We start from the raw sequence: 19,840 nt of genomic DNA, 5'->3' as shown, positions 1-19,840 counted from the left end.
GGGCAAAATACAAGAACGGCGGAGCCGTGGTTGCCCTGCGGTTCCGCCGTTGGTATTTGGACTTATTCCGCCGTAGGTGCAGCAGGGGCTGCTTCCTCAGCGGGAGTCTCCTTTTTCGGCACTTCGATTTTGCCGAACTTGGGCAAGTCTGCCCGGTCTGCCTTGGGGGCTGCCGCAGGCTTGCTGCCGGCAGAACGATTGCCGCCGCGACGACCGCCGCGACTGCCACGGTTGTAGCGCTCCCGATCACTGCCGGTGTTGGTCACGCCGCCTTCCGGCTCCAGCACCACGCGACGGTTCTGATCCACACCAATGGAGCGAGAGGTCACACCCTCTACCTCCTGAATGGCAGTGTGCAAAATGCGCCGTTCATAGGGATTCATAGGCTCAAAGGTGTAGCGCTTGCCGGTGCGCAGCACATAGGCCGCGTTTTTCTTGGCCAGGTTCTTCAAGGTTTCCTGGCGCTTTTCCCGGTAGTTGCCCACATTCAGGGCCACGCGCACATACTTATCGGTCTGCTTTTTGATCTGCAAAGAGGTCAGGTATTGCAGGGCGTCCAGGGTCTCGCCCCGGTGGCCGATGATAATACCGTAATCCTCGCAGTCAATGGTGATCTCCACCAGGCCGTCCTTCAGAATGCCGGCCACCTGGGGATCCTCCACTTGCAGGCCCTCGATCAGGCGCTTTAAGTACAGGCAAGCGCTGTTCAGATCTGCGTCGCTAAGCTGCACGGTTGCCTTCTCTCGGGGTTTATCTGCTTTGGGTGCACGGGCGGGTTTGTCCGCCTTAGGTGCACGAGGCTTGTCTGCCTTGGCAGCACGGGGCGCGCTCTGCTTCTCTGCCTTTTGGGGCTTGTCGCTGCGCTGCGCCTGCTTTTTGGGCTGCGCCGGTGCTTCGCGGCGGGGCTGGGGCTTCTTTTCCCGCTTGCCGTCGTCGTAGCTGACCTTGACCACAGCGTCGCTGCCGCCAAACAGGCCAAGCACCTTCTTCTTCGGCATCTGTACCACTTCCACATGCACATCTGCCGAGGCGGGCGCATTCAGACCGATGAGGGCCGTGTTGCGGGCCTCCTCCAGGGTCTTGCCTCTGCCTTCAAATTCTTTTAACATGCTTTCCTCCGACTTATCCTCCCGGTGACCCGGGGGGTCGTGTTATTTCATTTTTTTGATGTTCGCTTCTCTGGAGCGCCGGTAAATGGTATTCTCCAGCATCAGTCTGGCCTGGCTGCGCTTCGGCGGGAAGAACTTGGCCAGGAAAAGCTGCTGCACAATGGCCACCAGGTTGGAGATGATCCAGTAAAAACCGACCGCTGCCGGTACCTTAAACGAAATGTAAAAGGAGAAGAACGGCATCATCAGCATCATAATCAGCATCTGGCTGGTCTGCTGTGCGGCTGCCGGATTGTTCTTCTTCTGGATCATGGTAGACACCAGGGTGGAGGCCAGGGAGGTCACCAGACAAAGCAGGGGAATGATAATAATGATCCCGTCTTTCCAGTGGGGAATGACGGTCATATCTAAATTACCGATCACCATACCGTTGCGGTACGCCTGAATGGCGGCGCAGTTTTCCGCAGTAAACAGGGTGGGGAATTTCTCAACCAAAGTGTCCTTATAGGCGCCGAAATTCTCCAAAATACCCAGCTGCAAATACTGGCCCTTGTAGCCCAGCTCCTGCACCACCTGCGCAATGTTGGCGGACTGATCCGCAAAGCCCTTCATCCCCAGCACATAAGACAGGGGATAATAAATAATCCCGATGATGCCCATCAGGAACACCATCTGGAAAAGCATCGGTCCGCAGCCCATCTGCATGGGATTGTGGCCCTCGCGGGCGTACAGATCCTGGGTCTCTTGCTGGAGCTTCATCCGGTCCTTAGGGTCCGGGTACTTCTTCTGCAGCTTCGCCAGCTTGGGCTGCAAGCGGGCGGTCTTGGCCATGGTCTTTTGCTGGTGGATGTTAAAGGGCAGCAGGATCACTCGGGTCACCACCGTAAAGATGACGATGGCCACGAAATACTGATTGTTCAGCAGATCCATCAGGAACCCCATGCACACACCGAACAGCCAATAAAGCGGCTTAAAAAGGCCCATGCCCGCGGAAGAAGAAGTGGCAGCTAATAAAATACTGTTCATGCATTGTCCTCGTTAGATTCAGTTGTAGAGCAGGGAGCGCAGGGCTTGTCCTTCTTTGGGGGCACCGGGTCGTACCCGCCCTTAAAGAAAGGATTGCAGCGCAAAATACGCAAAAACGCCAGCCAGCACCCCTTCCACACGCCGTGGATCTCAATGGCCTCCAGTGCATACTGGCTGCAAGTAGGGGTATAGCGGCAGGCGCCGTGCGAAAATCGGGGACTGAGGGTTAGCTGGTAGGTACGAATCAGGAAGATCGCCAGCTTCTTAACGATGTTCTTCATGCGATAACACCCCTAAGGCCGTCAACTGTTTTTCCATATCCGCCAGGACCACCTGCATCTTCACTCTGGTGGTGCGGCTGCGCGCCACGAACACCAGATCCCATCCGGTCACACCGTCCTCCAGCTGTGAAAAGGCGGCACGAATCACCCGGCGGGCGCGATTGCGCTCTACGGCGGTGCCGATTTTCTTGGAGGTGGTAATGCCCACCCGGGTCTCACCTCGGCGATTCTTCATACAATAGGTCACCAGGCTGGCTCCGGCCTTGCTCTTACCACGGTGGTACAGGCGGCGAAAGACCTTATTCTCCTTTATGGCGCTGCTTTTCACAATACGCTCCGTTCGGTCAATTAGTAAGACAGGGACTTGCGACCCTTAGCACGGCGGCGGGCCAGTACCTTTCTGCCGTTCTTGGTGGACATTCTCTTTCTGAAGCCGTGCTCCATCTGTGCGTGCCGCTTCTTAGGCTGGAAAGTTCTTTTCATCTTGCATTCACTCCGTTTCTGAAAATCAAACTGGTCTTGATTTTACTTATGCTCTGCACGGCATAGTGCAGGCGAATTGACTTTTGGCTTGTGGGATAGTGATCCACATTAGCGGTTGATATTATATTATAAAATGCGCCCTGTTGTCAATAAAAATCTGTTACTTCTTGTTTTTATTCTCATAATATATTATAATGTCACTATATGTTGGGGGTAGAACCTATGCACACTACAAGTCCGTGGCGCGCTGTCAGCCGTGTGGCCCTGGTTTTGGGGCTGTTTTTTACAGGCTGCTGCTTTTTAGACAGCTGGCACGCACCGTTCTTTTTCAACTTCCGCTACCAGTGGTTAAAGCTGATCCTCTCTTTTGTGATCCCTGCGGCGGTCACGGTGTGGAACTTTTTGACCGAGCGCTCCCTGCGCTTTGCAGGCACCGCCTGCGCCGTTTTAATGCAGGTGTCGCTGGTGCTGTTCTTTATCGACCGCTATACGGTAAATTTAATTGCCCGGCTGGATGACAGCCGCATTATCTACCACTTTCTTTACACCCTCATCAGCGTATTCACCCTGCTGGCGGCAGGCTGGATTTGCGCCCGGTGCAGCAAGGCGTGTGTGGACTTTGCCCTGTTTTACCGCCGGTTCTCCCTGGGCTATCTGCCTTTGTGTGCGTTTCTTTTTATCCTGCAGTTTTTTCTGCTGCGCACCTTTGGCAATATTTTCGTTACCGCCAACGGCGTACCCTTCCGGGGCGAGATCTACTGCCTGTGGTATTATGCCAAGACCGGCACCCTGTCTTTTTCCACCGCCCTGCACTCGGCAGGGAATGTGTTGTACTTTACCTCCCTGTCCCTGGCCCTTTGCGGCACGGTGCGGCGGCGTCCGGTGCTGTGGGGCACCCTGGTGCCTGTGGCCCTGTCCGTGTTTGTAGAGAGTTTTCAGCTTCTCACCAAAAGCGGGGACGCGGATGTGGACGATATTATCTTAAACACCCTGGGAGCCGTGCTCGGCGTCCTGATTTTTCGGCTGCTGCTGCGGCCCTTACTGCAAAAGGAGACCCGTATATGTTAGGCATTATCGGCGCAATGGATGTGGAGGTCCGCACCATTAAGGACAAGATGACCGGCACCGTCACCACCCGGGCGGCAGGCTGCGACTTCGTGACCGGCGAACTGGAGGGCGTGATGATCACCGTGGTGCAGTGCGCACCGGGCAAGGTAAATGCCGCCCTATGCACCCAGCTGCTCATTGACCGTTTCCAAGTGGATCGGGTCATCAATATCGGCGTAGCTTGCTCCCTAAGTGAGCGGGTGGTGATTAAAAATATCGTCATTGCCACCGATGTGTGCCAGTACGATATTGACATTACCGCTTTAGGCGAGCCAAAGGGCTTTATCAATGGCCTGGGCACCATTAAAGTGGCAACGGACCCAACCCTGTCCGATCGGCTGGCGCGCACCGCCATCAACAGCGGCGAGCGTATCCATCGGGGCACGGTAGCCAGCGGCGATACCTTTATCGGCACCGCAGCGCTGAAGTCTGCCATCGCCGGGGAGTTTGACGCCCTGTGCGGCGAGATGGAGGGCGGCGCCGTGGGTCAGGTTTGTGCTGCCAACGGGGTGCCCTTTGCGGTAATGCGCGCCATCAGCGACGGCGGCGACGAAAACGCAGCCATGGATTACCCCACATTCAAAAAAATCGCCGCAGAACTGTCTGCGACGATCTTAACGCGATTTGTGGCGGAGGAGCAAACCCAGGAGAGCCTGTTCTGATCACTCGATCACAAAATTATTCAGGATATATTCTTCCGCCTCGGCAATGATGGTATGCAGCGCCGTCTTTTCCGGCACATCGGAGCCGGTGCGGCTTTTGTCCTCAATAAACACAAAGCGGGCGTCCTGCACCGCCAAGGCAGCGGAGGCCAACTCACGACCCAGATTGTAGTCCAGCTTGAACATCTCTCTGGGCAAAATACCGGCCTTTGCCATCGTCAGCGCACCTCGGTACAGGCTGAGCATATAGTAATCATAAATATACCGGGCAGCGCCCCCGCGAGAGGCAGCGGCTGCCGTATCCAGCAAAATACGGGTGGCTTGGCTCAGGGTGCTCAGGGGCATATCATCGTCCTCTGCACCCAAACTGGCATACACGGACGGATCCAGTCCGTTGCGGCTGGCAGACACCCCCAGCAGGTAGTCGGTGGTTACGCCGTAGTAGTCGGCGCACTTGACCACAAAGTCCAGCCCGCACTCCCGAATGCCTTTTTCGTAATGGGACAGCAGTGCCTGGCTGATACCCAAATCGCCGGCGGCTTTTTTTTGGCTGATGCCCCGCTCCCGACGCAGCTGGCTCAGAGTGGCGGCGAACTTGCTGTTTTTCTCCGCCTTGTCGGCTTTACTTTGGCGCATGGCGCGCTTGGCGGCTTTGGCCCGCCCTTTCAGGTCCTTGAACTCTTCTTTGACCTGTTCCAGGTTCTCGCTTTGGATCTCCATTTGTTCATTCACTCCCAAAAATATTACAACGAGTATTATATATCAGCTTATACTCTTTGTAAAGGGCTATTTTATTCTGTCAACAATTTGTAATGTTTCGTCGGCTATCGCCGTTGTTCAGGAGGATTTTGCATTGAAGTCATACACGGTTTATCTTTTTCGACACGGGCTCACCAAAGGCAACCTAAACGCACAGTATATTGGGCAGACGGATTTGCCACTCACTATGGATAGTATTAACCAACTGCATACCCTGCGGGGCAAGTACCCGTACCCGGAGGTGGACGCCGTGTTTACCTCCCCCTTAAAGCGGTGCAAGGACAGCGCCACCATTCTCTTTCCCCGTAACAATTTGATTACCATTGAGGATTTTAAGGAATATAACTTCGGCGAGTTTGAGGGCAAGACCGCTGCGGAATTGCAGGACAACCTGGACTTTCGGGACTGGCTGCAAGGGGATATGCAGGCAAGCCCGCCGTACGGCGAGACCAACGCCCAGTTTATGCACCGGGTGTGCGCCGCTTTTGAAAAAGTGATCTCCGGCTGTGTCCAAACCGGCACCCGGCGGATCGCCCTGGTGTGCCACGCCGGGGTCATGATGACCCTGCTCACCTGCTACGGCCTGCCGGAGGCAGCCATGGCCAACTGGCAGACGGACCCGGGCTTTGGCTACAAGCTACACCTGGACCCGGCCCTGTGGATGCGCGCCAATAAAATGCAAGTGGAGGACACCGCCCCCATTCCCATGGCGCAGTTGGAGCAGGTAGAGGACTAAGATTTTGTGACGGCATTTAACAGTGCGATCGGGCATCGCACCCTACAAAATGGAATTTGATAAATAAAAAATGTTGGGATCAAGCGGGCGGATGGTATCCGCCCCTACGGTCCACCGGTTACCAAAACGCCTGCGGTCTTTTATGTTTTTTAACATCTATTTACTCGTAGGGGCGGCAATCTGCCGCCCGCATTTACATAAAATCATTATCAAAAAAGCACCCCGGTAGGGTGCTTTTTTACATTTCTTCTTCTGTTTATTCTGCCGTTACAGCAGGTTGCAATAATCACAGCGGTTCTCTGCCAATTTAATATTGCTCTTGCCGTAGATCTTCATTTGCAGGTCGTAGGCGTCCTGGGGAATATCCGACTTCCACAGCCACACGCCCCGACTGGGACCGCAGGGGGTCAGCTGGGTGGGACCGATCAGGTAGTTGCCGCCGCGGGCATGATCCGGCGTAGGCACAGAAAAAGTCTGGGTCTCATAATTCATCCAGCCGTTGGAAAGAGCATAGGTAGCCAGGCTCACCAGTTCTTTTTTGCTGTACCCGGTGTACACATAGCCCACCAGGTCGTTGACCACTTTCAGCAGCTCGGTGGTGGAAGAACCTTTCATCTTCTTAAACACCTGAAGCAGCACGGTCTTTTGCCGATCGGCGCGGGCGTTATCCGTGTCAATCTTACGAATACGGCAGTAGGCCAGCGCCTGCTTACCGTTCAGCTTCTGCTTACCCTCGGTGCCCTCATAGCTCTTCTCGATATACACATTGCCGTAGCGCTTGGGGTGGTTGTTGATCTCGTTGATCTCCCGATCGGTAATGGTAATGGTCACGCCGCCCAGGCTGTCAATGATCTTGGGGAAGCTGGCAAAGTTCACCACCGCGTAGTTGTCGATCTGGATCTTATAGTAACGCTCCACGGTTTTGATGTATTCCTTCATGCCGCCCATGGAGGCAGCGCCGTTGATTTTGTCGTACTGGCCCTCACCGTTCGCCTCAAAGTACACATACAAATCGCGCAGTACGGAGGTCAGAGTGATCTTGCCGGTGTCGATATTAACGCTGGCGATAATGGCAGAGTCGGCACGAGAGGTGTCGCTGATCTGCTCCTCCCGGGTGTCCTCACCGATAAGCAAAATGTTCTTTACATGGGTAGAGCTGACCGGATCGCCGTTTTTGTACCAGTTTTTCAAATATTCTTTATAGGTCGTTGCATCTGCCGCAGACGGCTCCTTGATCTCCGGAAAGTTCTCTTTTAAGAAATCCATACCATGATAGGAGGTGTCCGTCTTTTTGTAATCGTCCGCTTCGTCGGTGAACTTACCCAACAGACCGTTTACATAGCACACGGCAAAAACGCCGCCGGCCACAATCAGCACGGCCAGCACAACAATAATGGCAATGGAAATTTTGCCCTTTTTGGTCTTGCGCCAGGGCATAGCGTTCGGATCTTTTTGCTTTTTGCCGCTTTTGTGCTTTTTGCCGCTTTTGCGCTTTTTGTCCGCTGCCGCCGGTGCATTCTCCGCCTTGCCGGAGAGAGAGAACAAATCAATCATCTCGTCCGTGGCTTGGTGGCGCAGATTCGCCGGCTCCAGCGGAGGCTGGTTTTCCGGCTTTTGGCTCGGCTTGTCCGGGGTCACGGTGCGATCCCGATTTTCGTATGCCGGGGGCGGGGGTTGCAGCTTGCGGCGCACCTGCTGCACCGGCACATCGGCAGTGTCTGCCTTGGGTGCGGCGGGTTTGGGTGCCCGTTTGGCTTCCGGCGCAGGGGCAGCTTTTTGCTGCGGCTCCGCTTTCGCTCGGGGTGCCGGGGTGGGCTGCGGCGCTGCTTTCGGCGGCTGCGGCGCTGCTGTTTTTTTCTCCTTCGGTTCCGGCTTTACAGCGGGCTTTTCCGGACCCAGCAGCTCCTCCACCAGTTTACCGGCGTAGGCTTCTCGATTGGCGTCCGTCTGTACAGGCGCAGCCTTGGGCGCAGGCGCAGCCTTTAAGTTGCTTTCCTGCTCTGCCCGGCGCTGCTTTACCTCGGACAAAATATCGTCAATATTATAGTCTTTTGCCATGAAAAAGATCTCCTCTTTTTGCAGGTAGTTCCGTTGGGACCGACAGCACAAAAAACAAAAGCGCCTGTGTGCCCCAAAGCATAGCCACAATTATACTTCATTTTTTATGTCATTACAATAAAAAATTTGTAAAATCTTGTGCTTTGTGAACACACAGACGGTTAAGTGTCTATTATTCTGCGGTTTCCGGGGCAGATGCCGGGGTTTCTGTGCCGTCACCCTCCGGGGTGTCGTCCGTTTTCTCCGGCTCCATGTGCTCCACCACGGACAGGGTAACCACCTTGTCCTCGTCTGTGGTACGCATCACCCTTACGCCCTTGGCCGGGCGCTTAAAGGCAGAGATCTGATCCACAGGGGTGCGAATGACAATGCCTTCCTGGGAGATCATAATAATATCTTGATCCTCACGCACCGGGGCGATCATGGCCACCTTGCCGTAGGTCTCGGTATGGTAGTTGATCAAACCCTTGCCGGCACGGGACTGCACCCGGTAGTCGTCAAAGTTGCTCTTGCGGCCGTAGCCGGTCTCGCTGACGGTGAGCAGGCGGGTGTCCTCCAGCGCCACGGCAAAGCCAACCACATAGTCGCCTTCTGCCAGCTGAATGGCGCGCACGCCGCGGGCGGTACGGCCGATCAGACGGGCGTCGCTCTCCTTAAAGCAAATGCTCATACCATCGTGGGTAGCCACGATCAGATTGCGGTTGCCGTCGGTGATCTCCACCCAGCTCAGTTCGTCGCCCTCGTCCAAATTGATAGCGATAATGCCGGTTTTGCGAATATGATCGTACTGGCTGATCTCCGTGCGCTTGATCACACCGTTCTTGGTAACCATGCACAGGTACTGGCGCTCTTCGCTGTCCGGCACCCGCACCATAGCGCTGATCTGCTCCTCATTCTCCAAAGGCAGCAGGTTCACCACATTCATGCCCTTGCTGGTACGGGAGGCGGCGGGGATCTCGTATCCCTTCATCTTAAACACCTTGCCCTTGTTGGTAAAGAGCATAATGTAGTCGTGGGTGGAGCAGGTAAACATGGTCTTGGCCACATCTTCCTCTCTGCGGCTCATGCCCATAATGCCTTTGCCGCCGCGGTTCTGTGCCTTATAAGTATCTACCGTCTGGCGCTTCATATACCCCATGGTGGTCAGGGTGAGCATGCAGTCCTCTACCGGAATCAGGTCCTCGTCATCCACATCGCCGGAGGCAGCGGTAATCTCGGTACGCCGTTCGTCGCCGAATTTGTCGCCGATGGCGCGAGCCTCTTCCTTTACGATCTCCAACACCCGGGTCTCACTGCTGAGAATGTCTTGATAATCGGCGATCTTGATGTGCAGCTCGCCCAACTCGTTGCGGATCTTTTCAATTTCCAGTCCGGCCAACTGACCCAAACGGAACGCCACAATGGCCGCAGCCTGTGGCTCGTCAAAGTCGTACTTGGCCATCAATTCCTGCTTGGCCTCGGCTTGGCCGCCTTTGCAGCCGCGAATGGTGGCGATGATCTCGTCCACAATATCAATGGCGCGGGCCAGACCCTCTAAGATATGGGCGCGATCCTGGGCTTTCTTCAAATCATAGCGGGTGCGGCGGGTGATGATCTCTTCCTGGAAGGAGATGTAATTTTGCAGCATTTCCTTCAGGGAAAGAATGCGGGGCACGCCGTCTACCAGCGCCAACATAATCACACCGAAGGTTACCTGCATTTGCGTCATCTTGTACAGGTTATTGAGCACCACCTGGGCATTGGCGTCCCGCTTAACGGTGATCTCAATGTGCATACCTTTGCGGGAGGAGAAGTCCTTAATGTCCGCCACGCCCTCGATCTTCTTGTCTCGGGCCAACTCGGCAATGCTGGCGATCAGCGCCGCCTTGCGCACCTGGTAGGGCAGCTCGGTAACCACGATCTTGTAGCGGTCGCCCTTGCTCTCTACAATCTCTGCCCGAGCACGCAGATAGATCTTGCCCCGGCCGGTCTCATAGGCCTGGCGAATACCCCGAGCGCCCATAATGATACCGGCGGTGGGGAAGTCCGGGCCTTTAATGTGCTGCATCAGCTCCGGCAATCCGGCATCCGGGTTGTCGATCAGGCAACACATACCGTCAATCACTTCCCGCAGGTTGTGGGGCGGAATGTTGGTGGCCATACCTACGGCGATACCGCTGGAGCCGTTCACCAGCAAATTGGGATAGCGGGCCGGCAGTACCACCGGCTCTTTCAGTCGGTCATCGTAGTTGGAGGCAAAATCCACCGTGTCCTTGTCAATATCTTGCAGCATTTTCATGCTGATCTTGCTCATTCGGCTCTCGGTGTATCGGTACGCAGCGGCCGGGTCGCCGTCTACGGTACCAAAGTTGCCGTGACCGTCTACCAGCGTGTAGCGCATGGAGAAGGTTTGGGCCAGTCGCACCATGGCGTCATACACAGAGGCGTCACCGTGGGGGTGGTAACGACCCAGCACGGTACCTACGGTGTCTGCACACTTTCTGTACGCCCGATCCGGGTACAGGTTGTTCTCAAACATGGTGTAAAGAATACGGCGGTGTACCGGCTTCAGCCCGTCCCGCACATCCGGCAGGGCGCGGCTGACGATCACGCTCATAGAGTAGTCCAAAAAGGCCTTGCGCACCTCTTTGTTAATCTCTACATCTACGATCTTTTGATTGTCATACCGGATCTCATTGTTATCCATTGGCATTCATCTCCTAAATACGGGCCGCAGCCCGGCAGGTTTTACTTGGTCAATTTATAATAAGCGGTGTTTTCCAGCATTTCCCGCAGCCGGGGCAGTTCGCTCTCCGGCAGTGCCCGCTTGGGCAGCAGCAGCGTAACGGTGCCGGGAATGGCAAAGGCAAACAGCCGCCCGGTCTCAAATACGGCGCCAAACATGGCCATAGGGTACACCGCGTGAATTTCGCACTGATCCGGCTTTTCGCCGGGCATGGTCCACTCCACCTCCGTGCCGGTAATGCGCATTTGCACCGGCGCAGTCAGGGACGGATGTGCCTTGCACAGGCGGGTATACATCCGCCGAGATACAGGTTCGCGGCACAGCAGCAGAACGCCCATGGCCAACAAGGGCAAACAGGCCGCCAGCGCAACGGCAGGCCGGTGGGACCGGGCGCTAAAACCCGCCACCGCACAGCCAAATCCAACAGCTGCAAAAAAGAGAATGGGGGTCGTGCGGGTCAGCCGCCGGCGCAACGCCGCCATATCGGCAAAATCCGCCGCGTTTAAGCAGTAGTTTACTTCGATCATTTTGCACCTCCAAAGGCCGGTGCCTTCTCGTGCAGGGCGCTGAGCAGTGCGTTCAGATCCGCCGGGTCACAGTCTGCTTTTTCAATCACAAACAGCCCCATTCGGTAGCACCCGATGAGAATAATATAGTCCTTGGTCTCCTTGGCGTAGGTGATCCCCTGCCAAGGCAGGGTGTACTGCTCAAATTTGCTCCACACCTGCAGCGCCTGCTCCTCCAGCCGGAGGGTAAAGGGCTGGGTCAGTGTGGGAGAGTTGCCAAACTCCCGCAGCACGGAACTGCGCCGCACACAGGGCAGCAGCACAGCCATGGCTGCTACAATACCGCTCAGCGCCGGGAGTATTGCCGTCTCTTCCACATCTTGCAGCAGAAAATACAGCAAAATACCCGCCACTGCCAGCACCGCACACAGGGCGCAAAACACCCATTGCAGCCGCAGCTTCTGCCGTTGCAGCACCCGCCACCCGGCGTAATACGCCCGTGGCGTCATTTTGAATTCAAATGTGGTCATGGTGTTCTCCTTTGTTTGGGAGAAGATGTGATTGAATCTCTCAGTCGCGCTAACGCGCCAGCCTGCGGAGCGTCGTTTGAACCCCGCCGGGGTAGGCGTTTACTTGCAATTAAATGTCCAAATTCTGTACATATTTTGCCTTTGATCCGGCAGGGGGCTTTTGCCACAGCACAGTTGGTGCACGCCGCTATCAAACGCTCCACCGGAGCGTTCTCCCGCAGCCCGGCTGCGCCGGCCTGCGGAGCGTCGTTTGAACCCCGCCGGGGTAGGCGTTTACTTGCAATTAAATGTCCAAATTCTGTACATATTTTGCATTCTTTTCAATGAATTCACGGCGGGGTTCAACATTATCGCCCATTAAAATAGAGAATGTTTCGTCCGCCTGCTGGGCGTCCTCTACGGTCACCCGCAGCATAATGCGAAATTCCGGATCCATGGTGGTCTCCCACAGCTGCTCCGGGTCCATCTCACCCAAACCTTTGTATCGCTGAATGTCGCACTGGCCGCCCATTTCTTCAATGAGCCGGTCCCGCTCCTCGTCGCTAAAGGCATACTTGAATTTTTTGCCCTTTTGCACCTTAAACAGCGGGGGCTGGGCCAGGTAAATGTAGCCGCCCTCAACTAAGGGCTTCATATAGCGGAAGAAGAAGGTCAGCAGCAGGGTACGAATATGCGCGCCGTCCACATCCGCATCGGCCATAATCACGATCTTGTGGTAGCGCAGCTTGGTAATGTCAAAGTCCTCGCCGATGCCGGTGCCCAGCGCGGTCACCACAGGCATCAGCTTTTCGTTGCCGTAAACCTTGTCCAGCCGTGCCTTTTCCACATTCAGCATTTTACCCCAAAGGGGCAGAATGGCCTGATGGGCACGGTCCCGTCCGTCCTTGGCGGAGCCGCCGGCGGAATCACCCTCGACGATGTAAATTTCGCACAGGGAGGGGTCGTTGGAGGAGCAGTCCGCCAGCTTGCCCGGCAGCTTGCTGCTTTCCAGCCCGGTCTTATTACGGGCATTATCTCTGGCCTTGCGGGCCGCCTCTCTGGCGCGAGAAGCGTCCAGGGACTTGGACAGCAGCGCCTTGGCTACCGCCGGGTTCTCCTCAAAATAGGTCATCAGTTTGTCATATACCAAGGAGCTGACCAGGCCGGTAATGTCCGTATTGCCCAGCTTGCCCTTGGTCTGGCCTTCAAACTGGGCCTCGGTAAGCTTCACGCTGATGACGGCAGTCAGCCCCTCGCGCACATCGTCGCCGGAGAGCTTCTTGTCATTTTCTTTCAGAATATTAAATTTTTTGCCGTAGTCGTTAAATACCCGGGTCAGGGCGGTTTTGAACCCGGTCTCGTGGGTACCGCCGTCAATGGTATTTATGTTGTTGGCAAAGGACAGCAGGGTCTCATTGTAGCTGTCCGTATAGCACAGCGCCACCTCTGCACTGCGGTCGTCCTTGGTCGTGGAGATGTGGATCACTTCGTCCTGAATGGGGTTTAGTCCCCGGGTGGTGTTGATGTACTTTACAAATTCCCGAATACCGCCCTCGTAGCAGAATTTCTCGGCTACCGGCTCTTCGCCTCGCTTATCCGTCAGCGTAATGGACAGCCCGGCGTTCAGGAACGCCTGCTCCCGCAGACGGCGGGCCAGTACATCGTACTCGTACTCGGTGGTCTCGGAGAAAATCTCCGGGTCCGCCTGGAAGCGAATGAGGGTGCCGTGCCCCTCCCGATCGGCAATAATATGCAGGTCGTCTACCGGTTTGCCTCGCTCAAAGCGCTGGGCGTACACATGGCCGTTCTGGGTCACCTCTACCTCCAGCCACTGGGACAGGGCATTTACCACAGAGGAGCCTACGCCGTGCAGACCGCCGGATACTTTATAGCCGGAGCCGCCGAACTTACCGCCGGCGTGGAGCACGGTGAGCACCACTGTTACAGCAGGCAGACCGGTCTTTTCGTTAATGCCGGTGGGAATACCACGGCCGTTATCCCGCACGCTAATCACATTACCAGGCAAAATCTCCGTCTCAATGTGGGTGCAGACCCCGGCCAGTGCCTCGTCAATGGAGTTGTCTACGATCTCATACACCAGGTGGTGCAGACCTCGGGGGCCGGTGGAGCCGATATACATACCCGGGCGCTTGCGGACGGCCTCCAGGCCCTCCAGCACCTGAATATCTTTTGCGGAATATTCTTCCGTTACAACGGTGTCCATATCCGCTTCTTCCAAAACAGTCTTTTCTTCTTCAGCCATAACTTCTGCCTTTCTGCCCACAAAGGCGTTCTCCGCACTGTGGGCAGGTGCGGTGCCTGTGTCCGTATTCTATCGAAAATGGGTTATTTCCATCGTTTGATCAGAGTGCTTACATTCAGGGGACTGATATACACCGTCTCTTTGGTAAGCACATAGCTTTTGGGCAGGTCGTAATTTACATACTGTACCCGCTTTTGCTGCTCTGCCCTGGTTAAAAAATCTCGGGTGGCCTTACCTACCGTGGAGGTATCCATATCAAAAATACCAATAATATCGCCGGTACGCACCACTGTGTCGCCGCCAATGTGCAGGAGCATCAGTTCACCACCTTGCCGTTTTCAATATGAAAGGTTTTGCCCCGGGTGCCACGCAAGATGGTGCCCGCATCACAGCAGGTGATAAACAACTGCATACCCTTCATGTGGTTGAGAATATAATCTTGCCGCCCTTCGTCCAGCTCGCTCATTACATCGTCCAGTAGGGCAATAGGGGCTTCATTTGTTTTTTGTTGCAGAATTTCTGCCTCCGCCAGTTTTAGGGAGAGCACACAACTGCGCTGCTGCCCCTGACTGCCGTACTTTCGGGCAGAGATACCGTTTAAGGTAATATCCAGATCATCCCTGTGGGGGCCAACGGTAGTGGCCCGGTGGTAAATATCCTCGCTGCGGGCACTTTCCAGCAAAGAGAGCAGCCGCCGTTCCAGTTCTTCTACGGCCAAATCACCGTAATCAAAGGCGCCTTGCAGTCGGGCGCCGATCTGCTCCCGCCCGCCGGACAGACCGGTGTGAATACGGGAAAGCGGTTCTTCCAGCGCAGCCACATAAGCACGGCGCTGATAAATGATCTTTGCCCCGGCACGAGCCAGGTTGCCGTCCCAAATAAACAGGGTGTCGGCGCTCATTTTACCTGCCGCAATATCTCGCAACAGCATATTTCGCTGGGCCAAACTGCGGTTGTAGTCGCTGAGCAATTTTTTATATCCTGTACGGATTTGGCACAGAGCAAGATCTAAAAACTTGCGCCGTTCTGCCGGGCCGTCTTTAATCATGGTCAAATGGGCGGGACTGAACACCACCGCCTTGATCTCCTCCCCCAGTGCGGCGGCAGAGGTCTTGGCAATGCCGTTTAAGGTGGCGCTGCGGCGTTTTTTGATCTGTAACATGGCCGTTTGGGGTCGATTACCGCTGACAAAATGAATTTGCAGCTGTGCCTGTTCTTTGCCAAACTGTACCAGCTCGCCGTCCCGGGCGCCACGAAAACTTTTAGCACCGGTAAATAGGTACACCGCTTCAATCAAATTGGTCTTACCCTGGGCATTTTCACCGTAGATCACATTTACATCGTCAAAATCCAACACCAGGTGTTCCAGATTGCGGTAGGCGTCAATACCCATGCGTTCTATCTTCATTGCTGTATGGTAAAATCGGTGCCGTGGATGACCACCACATCGCCGGGCTTAATTTTTTTGCCTCTTGCGGTACAGGTTTCCCCATTCACTTTCACCAGTCCGTCCTGGATCATTTGCTTGGCCTGGCCGCCGGTTTCCGCTTCGCCTTTGAATTTCAGCAGCGCGTCCAGCCGGATAAAGGGGGTACTGATGGTCACCGTCTCTTGCCGGTGGGGTTTGATATTTACATTAAGCTTCATTTTTCAGCCTCATAGGCAGCACCAAGAACAGGAAGCTGTCGTCGGTCATAGGCAGCACCTTTACCGGGCTAACCGGGCCGGACAACTCAATGCGTACCTGATCGGTGTCTGCGGCGTTCAGTGCATCCAGCACATATTTGGAGTTAAAGCCGATTTCCACCCGATCGCCGCTTACATTGGCGTGGGTGTAGTTTACCACCCGGCCCAGGCCGGACACAGTGGATACTCGCATTTCGTCTGCATCAAACAGGCAGCGAATGGGGTTCTTTTGGTTATTTTCAATGACCGGAATGGTACTGGTAATGCAGTGAATGGCATCCTCGGTGTTAATAAGTACCGTGGTGTTACTGCTTTTAGGCACTGCGGCGTTATAATCTAAGAATTCGCCTTCCAGCAACCGGCTGATAATGCTGTACTGCCCCACTTCAAATACAATATGACGCTTACCTACGGAAACGGAAATATTTTCGTCCTCCTCCGGGTTCAGCAGCTTGATCAGCTCCCGTACTGTCTTTTTGGGTACGATAAAACTAATATCCTCACCGTCATATTTTACGGTTTCCGTGCGAATGGCCAAACGGTAGCCGTCTACGCCGATCAGGCGCAGCTGGTTCAGGCTCATTTCAAATTTAAGCCCTGTGTGCACCGGCTTAGAGGCTTCGCTGTCTGCCACCGCAAACAGCGTCTGCTGTACCATCTTTTGCAACAGGTTCTGATTTAAGAACAGAGGATAGCCGCCGCTGACGCTGGGCAGTTCCGGATAATCGTCTGCGTCAATACCGGTAATGGCATATTGGGCAGCGCCACAAATAATGGAAACAGAGGTGCCGCTGATGTCAAAGGTCACCGTCTCTGCCGTCAATTCCTTAATGATATTGCAAAGCACTTTGGCATTGATCACTATGGCACCCGGTTCGGTAACGCTGGCTTGCAGGGTGGTGTTGATGCCAAATTCAAAGTCATAGCCGGTGAGGCTCAGCGTATCGCTGCCGCATTCCATTAAGATACCCTCAATGGTGGGTACGGTCATTTTGGTACTGACTGCGCGCATCACATTATTGCAGGCGGTATTCAGTTCTCTGGCGTTGCAGGTGAATTTCATAAAATTCGCTCCCTCCGTTTCCTATTACAGTATGGGTTTTAGTAGTAGTAGTATAGGGCGGTGAAAGTGTGGAAAGCGGCAAAATTGCGGTCAACCGCGGGATTTTCGGCGCCTTTTTCTTCCACGCCCGGATTTTGAAAATTTGTTGAAGATGTGGAAAGATTTTGTCTTTCACAAGGGGTGTGCAAATTTTCTTTGTGCAAAATGAAAAAAATGTTGAAAATTTTGGTTTGTAAGGCGCGTATTTTTGCCTTACTGATTATCCTTGTGTTGGTTAATGTTGTTGACAATGTCGTTGACCTGACGAGCCAGGCGAGAGTCCTTTTTCATGGCCTTTTCAATACTGTTCACATTGTACATAATGGTGGAATGGTCTTTTTTAAATTCTTTGCCGATCGCCACATAGCTCATACCGGTTACTTCCCGGATCACATAAAAGGTAATCTTGCGGGCGTGCGTTACGGCTGCTTGTTGCTTGGTGCTGTAAATTTCTTCCTCAGAGATGCCGGTAACCCGGCTCACCTCGTCTACCACTCTTTGAATAGTGACCGGTAGGGGCTGGCTGTCCTCAATAATATCTTTAATTACCGTCTGTGCCCCGGCAATGGTGGGCTTTTGGTTAAACAGGTTTTGCATGGCCTGCAATTTTTTTGTCACACTCTCCAGGTGGCGAATATTGTTTTTTACATTTTTTGCAATATATTCTACCACTTCTTGCGGAATGTCAAAATCCAGCATTTCCGCTTTGCGCTTAATGACGGCACAGCGGGTCTCAAATTCCGGCGGGTTAATGTCCGCCAGCAGACCGCTTTCAAACCGGGTTTTCAATCGGTCGGTAATCATGGGAATGTCTTTCGGCACTCGGTCAGAGGTAATGACCACTTGCTTGCCTGCGTCCTTCAGTGCAGAGAAGGTGTGGAAGAACTCCTCAGTAATGGATTCTTTCCCGGCTAAAAACTGAATATCATCCACCAAAAGTACATCAATATTTTTTCTGTACTTGTCGTGGAAGTCATCGGTAGTGTGCCGCTGCAAGGCAATTACAAATTCGTTGCCAAAGCTTTCCGCCTTTACATAAAGAATACGCTTTTCCGGAAAATTGTCTTGAATTTCGTGCCAAATGGCGTTAAGCAGGTGGGTCTTGCCCAGTCCGGAGGGACCGTAAATAAACAGTGGGTTATAGTTGGTTTGGCTGCTGACGCCGCCCGGATCCTTTGCCACCGCCATGGCTGCGCGGTAAGCAAATTTGTTGGAATAGCCCTCAATAAAGGTGTCAAAAGTATGAATATCCCCCGGCTGCTCCGTGGGCAACAGATGGGTATCCTTGGGCTTTACTTCTTCTTTAGGCATATTGTCCCGGGTTGTGATCTCTACCGTAACATGAAAGCCGATCACTTCTTCAAATGCCGCTTCCAACGGTTCTTTATACTGCTCGCTGACAATATTGTATTTCATTTGGTTGTTACATTCCACCACAGCACACTTGCCGTCCAGGTTCTTTAAAATCAGATCCTGCAGCCACATTCTGTAGGCAGTCTCGCTGACCTGGGGCTTCATGTAATTTAAAACAGCCATCCAAATTTCATTTATGGAATCCATATCTTCTCCTTAAGGGTACTTCACAAATCTCATAATGGTCGTGGTTGGGGCACCGGAGCCACCTTTTGCCACGACGCCAGAATACAGAGTCTATTATAGCAGTATTTATGATTATAATCAATACTTATTGTAAAAATATATATATTATATATATAATATAGAGTAGATATTCTATAATATAAAATCCGGGCACGATAACGAATTTCTTCAGCGTGGATTTGGTATAGATGCCGAACAATAAAAATGTGCCGGTGCACCTTGCACCGGCGGGTATGATCCTGTATAATAAGCATATTAAGACAGAAAGGAGCACCCCCTTATGAAGATCTTTAAAAACCGGGGCGATATTTATCTTTCCAAGTCTCGCACCGGGGCAGATCGGGAACAGCATATTCTCCTGGGCATTTTGGCAGCTGTGCTCCTGGTGTCTATCGTGGTTGTGGTCTATGTAGGGGCCAAAAATGATTTTTCCGCCAAGAAGTTTTTTGCCCCGGACCAAACGGTAGCAATTTTCCAAACAGCCGATGATACCACCGCCCCGCCGGAGTTGCCTCGGGTCAGCGGAAAAACCAATTATCTGCTGGCGCTTACTGGCAAAGATAATCAAAATTTGTATGCGGCTGTGTTGATTCAAACGGATATGGACAGCGTGTCTTATAAAATTTGCAATCTGCTGCCCCAAACCACCGCAGAGGGCAGCACCTTAGCAGGCGTTTACAACAGCGGCGGGATCAACAGCTTGGTACAGATGACGGAGACAGCCACCGGGATCAAGCCGGATTTTTACATTGTAATGACCGTTACGGATTTTGCCTCATTCTTTGATGATTTAGGGGAGGTAAATTATCCTCTTGCAGCGGATATTAAGTACCGCAATACTACCGCGGCAGATCCGTTCAGTTTGCGGATCAGCGCCGGCGAGGCCAGTCTGAACGGCAAGCGCTTTACTGCTTTGTGGCGCTATTTTTTGGAGGAAAAAGACTTAAAGTCTGCCAACGATTTAGGTCTGGCGGCACTGAATATGTTGTTCAGTGCAGACAACGGCACGGAGAAAGACGAGTTGTTCCGGAATTTTGTGACCCTGGCGCGTACCAATCTGACCGTGCGTGATTTTTCCGGTCGCAGCGACAATATCAAGGTGCTTACCGGCACCAAAAACGGCGTGAATGCCTACAATGTGGAGCCGGAATACAACGGCAATGCCTTAACAGCCCGTGATAAAAGCACCATACAGGGTTATTTCAGCAAATAACGGGTACACACTGCTT

General features: G+C 53.7%; 20 protein-coding genes. 4 read left to right on the top strand and 16 right to left on the bottom strand.

Annotated elements, in window-relative coordinates:
- Positions 1 to 62 precede the first annotated feature (62 nt).
- From OGM59_09120 to rpmH, 5 genes are read right to left on the bottom strand one after another with little or no spacing between them, the layout of a single operon-like run.
- The gene (locus tag OGM59_09120; GenBank protein UYI90844.1) at positions 63 to 1,109 is read right to left on the bottom strand and encodes a Jag N-terminal domain-containing protein; all 1,047 of its coding nucleotides are present in this window, start codon (positions 1,107 to 1,109) and stop codon (positions 63 to 65) included.
- A 42-nt stretch (positions 1,110 to 1,151) separates the two neighbouring features.
- Positions 1,152 to 2,135 (bottom strand): YidC/Oxa1 family membrane protein insertase, encoded by a 984-nt coding sequence (locus OGM59_09115; GenBank protein ID UYI90843.1) that lies wholly within the window; start codon positions 2,133 to 2,135, stop codon positions 1,152 to 1,154.
- A complete protein-coding gene (gene yidD, locus OGM59_09110) occupies positions 2,132 to 2,416 on the bottom strand; it encodes a membrane protein insertion efficiency factor YidD (protein ID UYI90842.1) in 285 nt (94 codons plus the stop codon). The genes OGM59_09115 and yidD overlap by 4 nt, the downstream gene beginning before the upstream one ends.
- A complete protein-coding gene (gene rnpA, locus OGM59_09105; GenBank protein ID UYI90841.1) occupies positions 2,400 to 2,744 on the bottom strand; it encodes a ribonuclease P protein component in 345 nt (114 codons plus the stop codon). Before rnpA ends, yidD begins: the two co-directional genes overlap by 17 nt.
- A gap of 20 nt (positions 2,745 to 2,764) precedes the next feature.
- Positions 2,765 to 2,899 (bottom strand): 50S ribosomal protein L34, encoded by a 135-nt coding sequence (rpmH, locus tag OGM59_09100; protein ID UYI90840.1) that lies wholly within the window; start codon positions 2,897 to 2,899, stop codon positions 2,765 to 2,767.
- Between the two features lie 222 nt (positions 2,900 to 3,121).
- On the opposite strand from rpmH, the gene OGM59_09095 reads away from it, so the two are divergent.
- Together OGM59_09095 and OGM59_09090 are read left to right on the top strand one after the other, a co-directional pair.
- Positions 3,122 to 3,967: a VanZ family protein gene (locus OGM59_09095; GenBank protein ID UYI90839.1), complete on the top strand. Its 846-nt coding sequence runs from the start codon at positions 3,122 to 3,124 to the stop codon at positions 3,965 to 3,967.
- A complete protein-coding gene (locus tag OGM59_09090) occupies positions 3,961 to 4,668 on the top strand; it encodes a 5'-methylthioadenosine/adenosylhomocysteine nucleosidase (GenBank protein ID UYI90838.1) in 708 nt (235 codons plus the stop codon). The genes OGM59_09095 and OGM59_09090 overlap by 7 nt, the downstream gene beginning before the upstream one ends.
- On the opposite strand, the gene OGM59_09085 is transcribed toward OGM59_09090, so the two are convergent.
- Positions 4,669 to 5,304 (bottom strand): helix-turn-helix transcriptional regulator, encoded by a 636-nt coding sequence (locus tag OGM59_09085; protein ID UYI91774.1) that lies wholly within the window; start codon positions 5,302 to 5,304, stop codon positions 4,669 to 4,671.
- Between OGM59_09085 and OGM59_09080 the strand changes: the two genes are divergently transcribed.
- Positions 5,303 to 6,163 (top strand): histidine phosphatase family protein, encoded by an 861-nt coding sequence (locus tag OGM59_09080; protein UYI90837.1) that lies wholly within the window; start codon positions 5,303 to 5,305, stop codon positions 6,161 to 6,163. The two genes, OGM59_09085 and OGM59_09080, sit on opposite strands and share 2 nt — an antisense overlap.
- Before the next feature lie 267 nt (positions 6,164 to 6,430).
- On the opposite strand, the gene OGM59_09075 is transcribed toward OGM59_09080, so the two are convergent.
- The 10 genes from OGM59_09075 to dnaA all read right to left on the bottom strand — a co-directional run bounded on the left by OGM59_09075 (position 6,431) and on the right by dnaA (position 18,572).
- Positions 6,431 to 8,221: an LCP family protein gene (locus OGM59_09075; GenBank protein UYI90836.1), complete on the bottom strand. Its 1,791-nt coding sequence runs from the start codon at positions 8,219 to 8,221 to the stop codon at positions 6,431 to 6,433.
- Positions 8,222 to 8,393: 172 nt separating this feature from the next.
- The gene (gyrA, locus tag OGM59_09070; protein UYI90835.1) at positions 8,394 to 10,907 is read right to left on the bottom strand and encodes a DNA gyrase subunit A; all 2,514 of its coding nucleotides are present in this window, start codon (positions 10,905 to 10,907) and stop codon (positions 8,394 to 8,396) included.
- A 41-nt stretch (positions 10,908 to 10,948) separates the two neighbouring features.
- Complete coding sequence (locus OGM59_09065) at positions 10,949 to 11,473, bottom strand: hypothetical protein (GenBank protein ID UYI90834.1); 525 nt, start codon at positions 11,471 to 11,473, stop codon at positions 10,949 to 10,951.
- On the bottom strand, positions 11,470 to 11,982 hold the full coding sequence (locus OGM59_09060) for a YcxB family protein (GenBank protein ID UYI90833.1): 513 nt from the start codon (positions 11,980 to 11,982) through the stop codon (positions 11,470 to 11,472). Before OGM59_09060 ends, OGM59_09065 begins: the two co-directional genes overlap by 4 nt.
- Before the next feature lie 283 nt (positions 11,983 to 12,265).
- Positions 12,266 to 14,185, bottom strand: a complete 1,920-nt coding sequence (gene gyrB, locus OGM59_09055; GenBank protein UYI91773.1) for a DNA topoisomerase (ATP-hydrolyzing) subunit B — start codon at positions 14,183 to 14,185, stop codon at positions 12,266 to 12,268.
- A 122-nt stretch (positions 14,186 to 14,307) separates the two neighbouring features.
- Positions 14,308 to 14,541, bottom strand: a complete 234-nt coding sequence (locus OGM59_09050; protein UYI90832.1) for a DUF370 domain-containing protein — start codon at positions 14,539 to 14,541, stop codon at positions 14,308 to 14,310.
- On the bottom strand, positions 14,541 to 15,632 hold the full coding sequence (gene recF, locus OGM59_09045; GenBank protein ID UYI90831.1) for a DNA replication/repair protein RecF: 1,092 nt from the start codon (positions 15,630 to 15,632) through the stop codon (positions 14,541 to 14,543). Before recF ends, OGM59_09050 begins: the two co-directional genes overlap by 1 nt.
- The gene (locus tag OGM59_09040) at positions 15,629 to 15,871 is read right to left on the bottom strand and encodes an RNA-binding S4 domain-containing protein (protein UYI90830.1); all 243 of its coding nucleotides are present in this window, start codon (positions 15,869 to 15,871) and stop codon (positions 15,629 to 15,631) included. Before OGM59_09040 ends, recF begins: the two co-directional genes overlap by 4 nt.
- Positions 15,861 to 16,973, bottom strand: a complete 1,113-nt coding sequence (dnaN, locus tag OGM59_09035; GenBank protein UYI90829.1) for a DNA polymerase III subunit beta — start codon at positions 16,971 to 16,973, stop codon at positions 15,861 to 15,863. Before dnaN ends, OGM59_09040 begins: the two co-directional genes overlap by 11 nt.
- A 252-nt stretch (positions 16,974 to 17,225) precedes the next feature.
- Entirely contained in the window at positions 17,226 to 18,572 is a 1,347-nt protein-coding gene (gene dnaA, locus OGM59_09030; GenBank protein ID UYI90828.1) for a chromosomal replication initiator protein DnaA, read from the bottom strand.
- Positions 18,573 to 18,891: 319 nt separating this feature from the next.
- Between dnaA and OGM59_09025 the strand changes: the two genes are divergently transcribed.
- Complete coding sequence (locus OGM59_09025; GenBank protein UYI90827.1) at positions 18,892 to 19,824, top strand: LCP family protein; 933 nt, start codon at positions 18,892 to 18,894, stop codon at positions 19,822 to 19,824.
- Positions 19,825 to 19,840 lie beyond the last annotated feature (16 nt).

It is taken from the genome of Oscillospiraceae bacterium (assembly GCA_025757685.1).
GTDB lineage: Bacteria > Bacillota > Clostridia > Oscillospirales > Acutalibacteraceae > CAG-217.
This window is presented reverse-complemented; position numbering and strand designations above follow the sequence as displayed.

Coding starts and splice junctions, on each gene's coding strand:
- OGM59_09120 (UYI90844.1), bottom strand. CDS start 1,109: ATGTTAAAAGAATTTGAAGGCAGAGGCAAGACCCTGGAGGAGGCCCGC.
- OGM59_09115 (UYI90843.1), bottom strand. CDS start 2,135: ATGAACAGTATTTTATTAGCTGCCACTTCTTCTTCCGCGGGCATGGGC.
- yidD (UYI90842.1), bottom strand. CDS start 2,416: ATGAAGAACATCGTTAAGAAGCTGGCGATCTTCCTGATTCGTACCTAC.
- rpmH (UYI90840.1), bottom strand. CDS start 2,899: ATGAAAAGAACTTTCCAGCCTAAGAAGCGGCACGCACAGATGGAGCAC.
- OGM59_09095 (UYI90839.1), top strand. CDS start 3,122: ATGCACACTACAAGTCCGTGGCGCGCTGTCAGCCGTGTGGCCCTGGTT.
- OGM59_09090 (UYI90838.1), top strand. CDS start 3,961: ATGTTAGGCATTATCGGCGCAATGGATGTGGAGGTCCGCACCATTAAG.
- OGM59_09080 (UYI90837.1), top strand. CDS start 5,303: ATGGCGCGCTTGGCGGCTTTGGCCCGCCCTTTCAGGTCCTTGAACTCT.
- OGM59_09085 (UYI91774.1), bottom strand. CDS start 5,304: ATGCGCCAAAGTAAAGCCGACAAGGCGGAGAAAAACAGCAAGTTCGCC.
- OGM59_09075 (UYI90836.1), bottom strand. CDS start 8,221: ATGGCAAAAGACTATAATATTGACGATATTTTGTCCGAGGTAAAGCAG.
- gyrA (UYI90835.1), bottom strand. CDS start 10,907: ATGGATAACAATGAGATCCGGTATGACAATCAAAAGATCGTAGATGTA.
- OGM59_09065 (UYI90834.1), bottom strand. CDS start 11,473: ATGATCGAAGTAAACTACTGCTTAAACGCGGCGGATTTTGCCGATATG.
- OGM59_09060 (UYI90833.1), bottom strand. CDS start 11,982: ATGACCACATTTGAATTCAAAATGACGCCACGGGCGTATTACGCCGGG.
- gyrB (UYI91773.1), bottom strand. CDS start 14,185: ATGGACACCGTTGTAACGGAAGAATATTCCGCAAAAGATATTCAGGTG.
- OGM59_09050 (UYI90832.1), bottom strand. CDS start 14,541: ATGCTCCTGCACATTGGCGGCGACACAGTGGTGCGTACCGGCGATATT.
- recF (UYI90831.1), bottom strand. CDS start 15,632: ATGAAGATAGAACGCATGGGTATTGACGCCTACCGCAATCTGGAACAC.
- OGM59_09040 (UYI90830.1), bottom strand. CDS start 15,871: ATGAAGCTTAATGTAAATATCAAACCCCACCGGCAAGAGACGGTGACC.
- dnaN (UYI90829.1), bottom strand. CDS start 16,973: ATGAAATTCACCTGCAACGCCAGAGAACTGAATACCGCCTGCAATAAT.
- dnaA (UYI90828.1), bottom strand. CDS start 18,572: ATGGATTCCATAAATGAAATTTGGATGGCTGTTTTAAATTACATGAAG.
- OGM59_09025 (UYI90827.1), top strand. CDS start 18,892: ATGAAGATCTTTAAAAACCGGGGCGATATTTATCTTTCCAAGTCTCGC.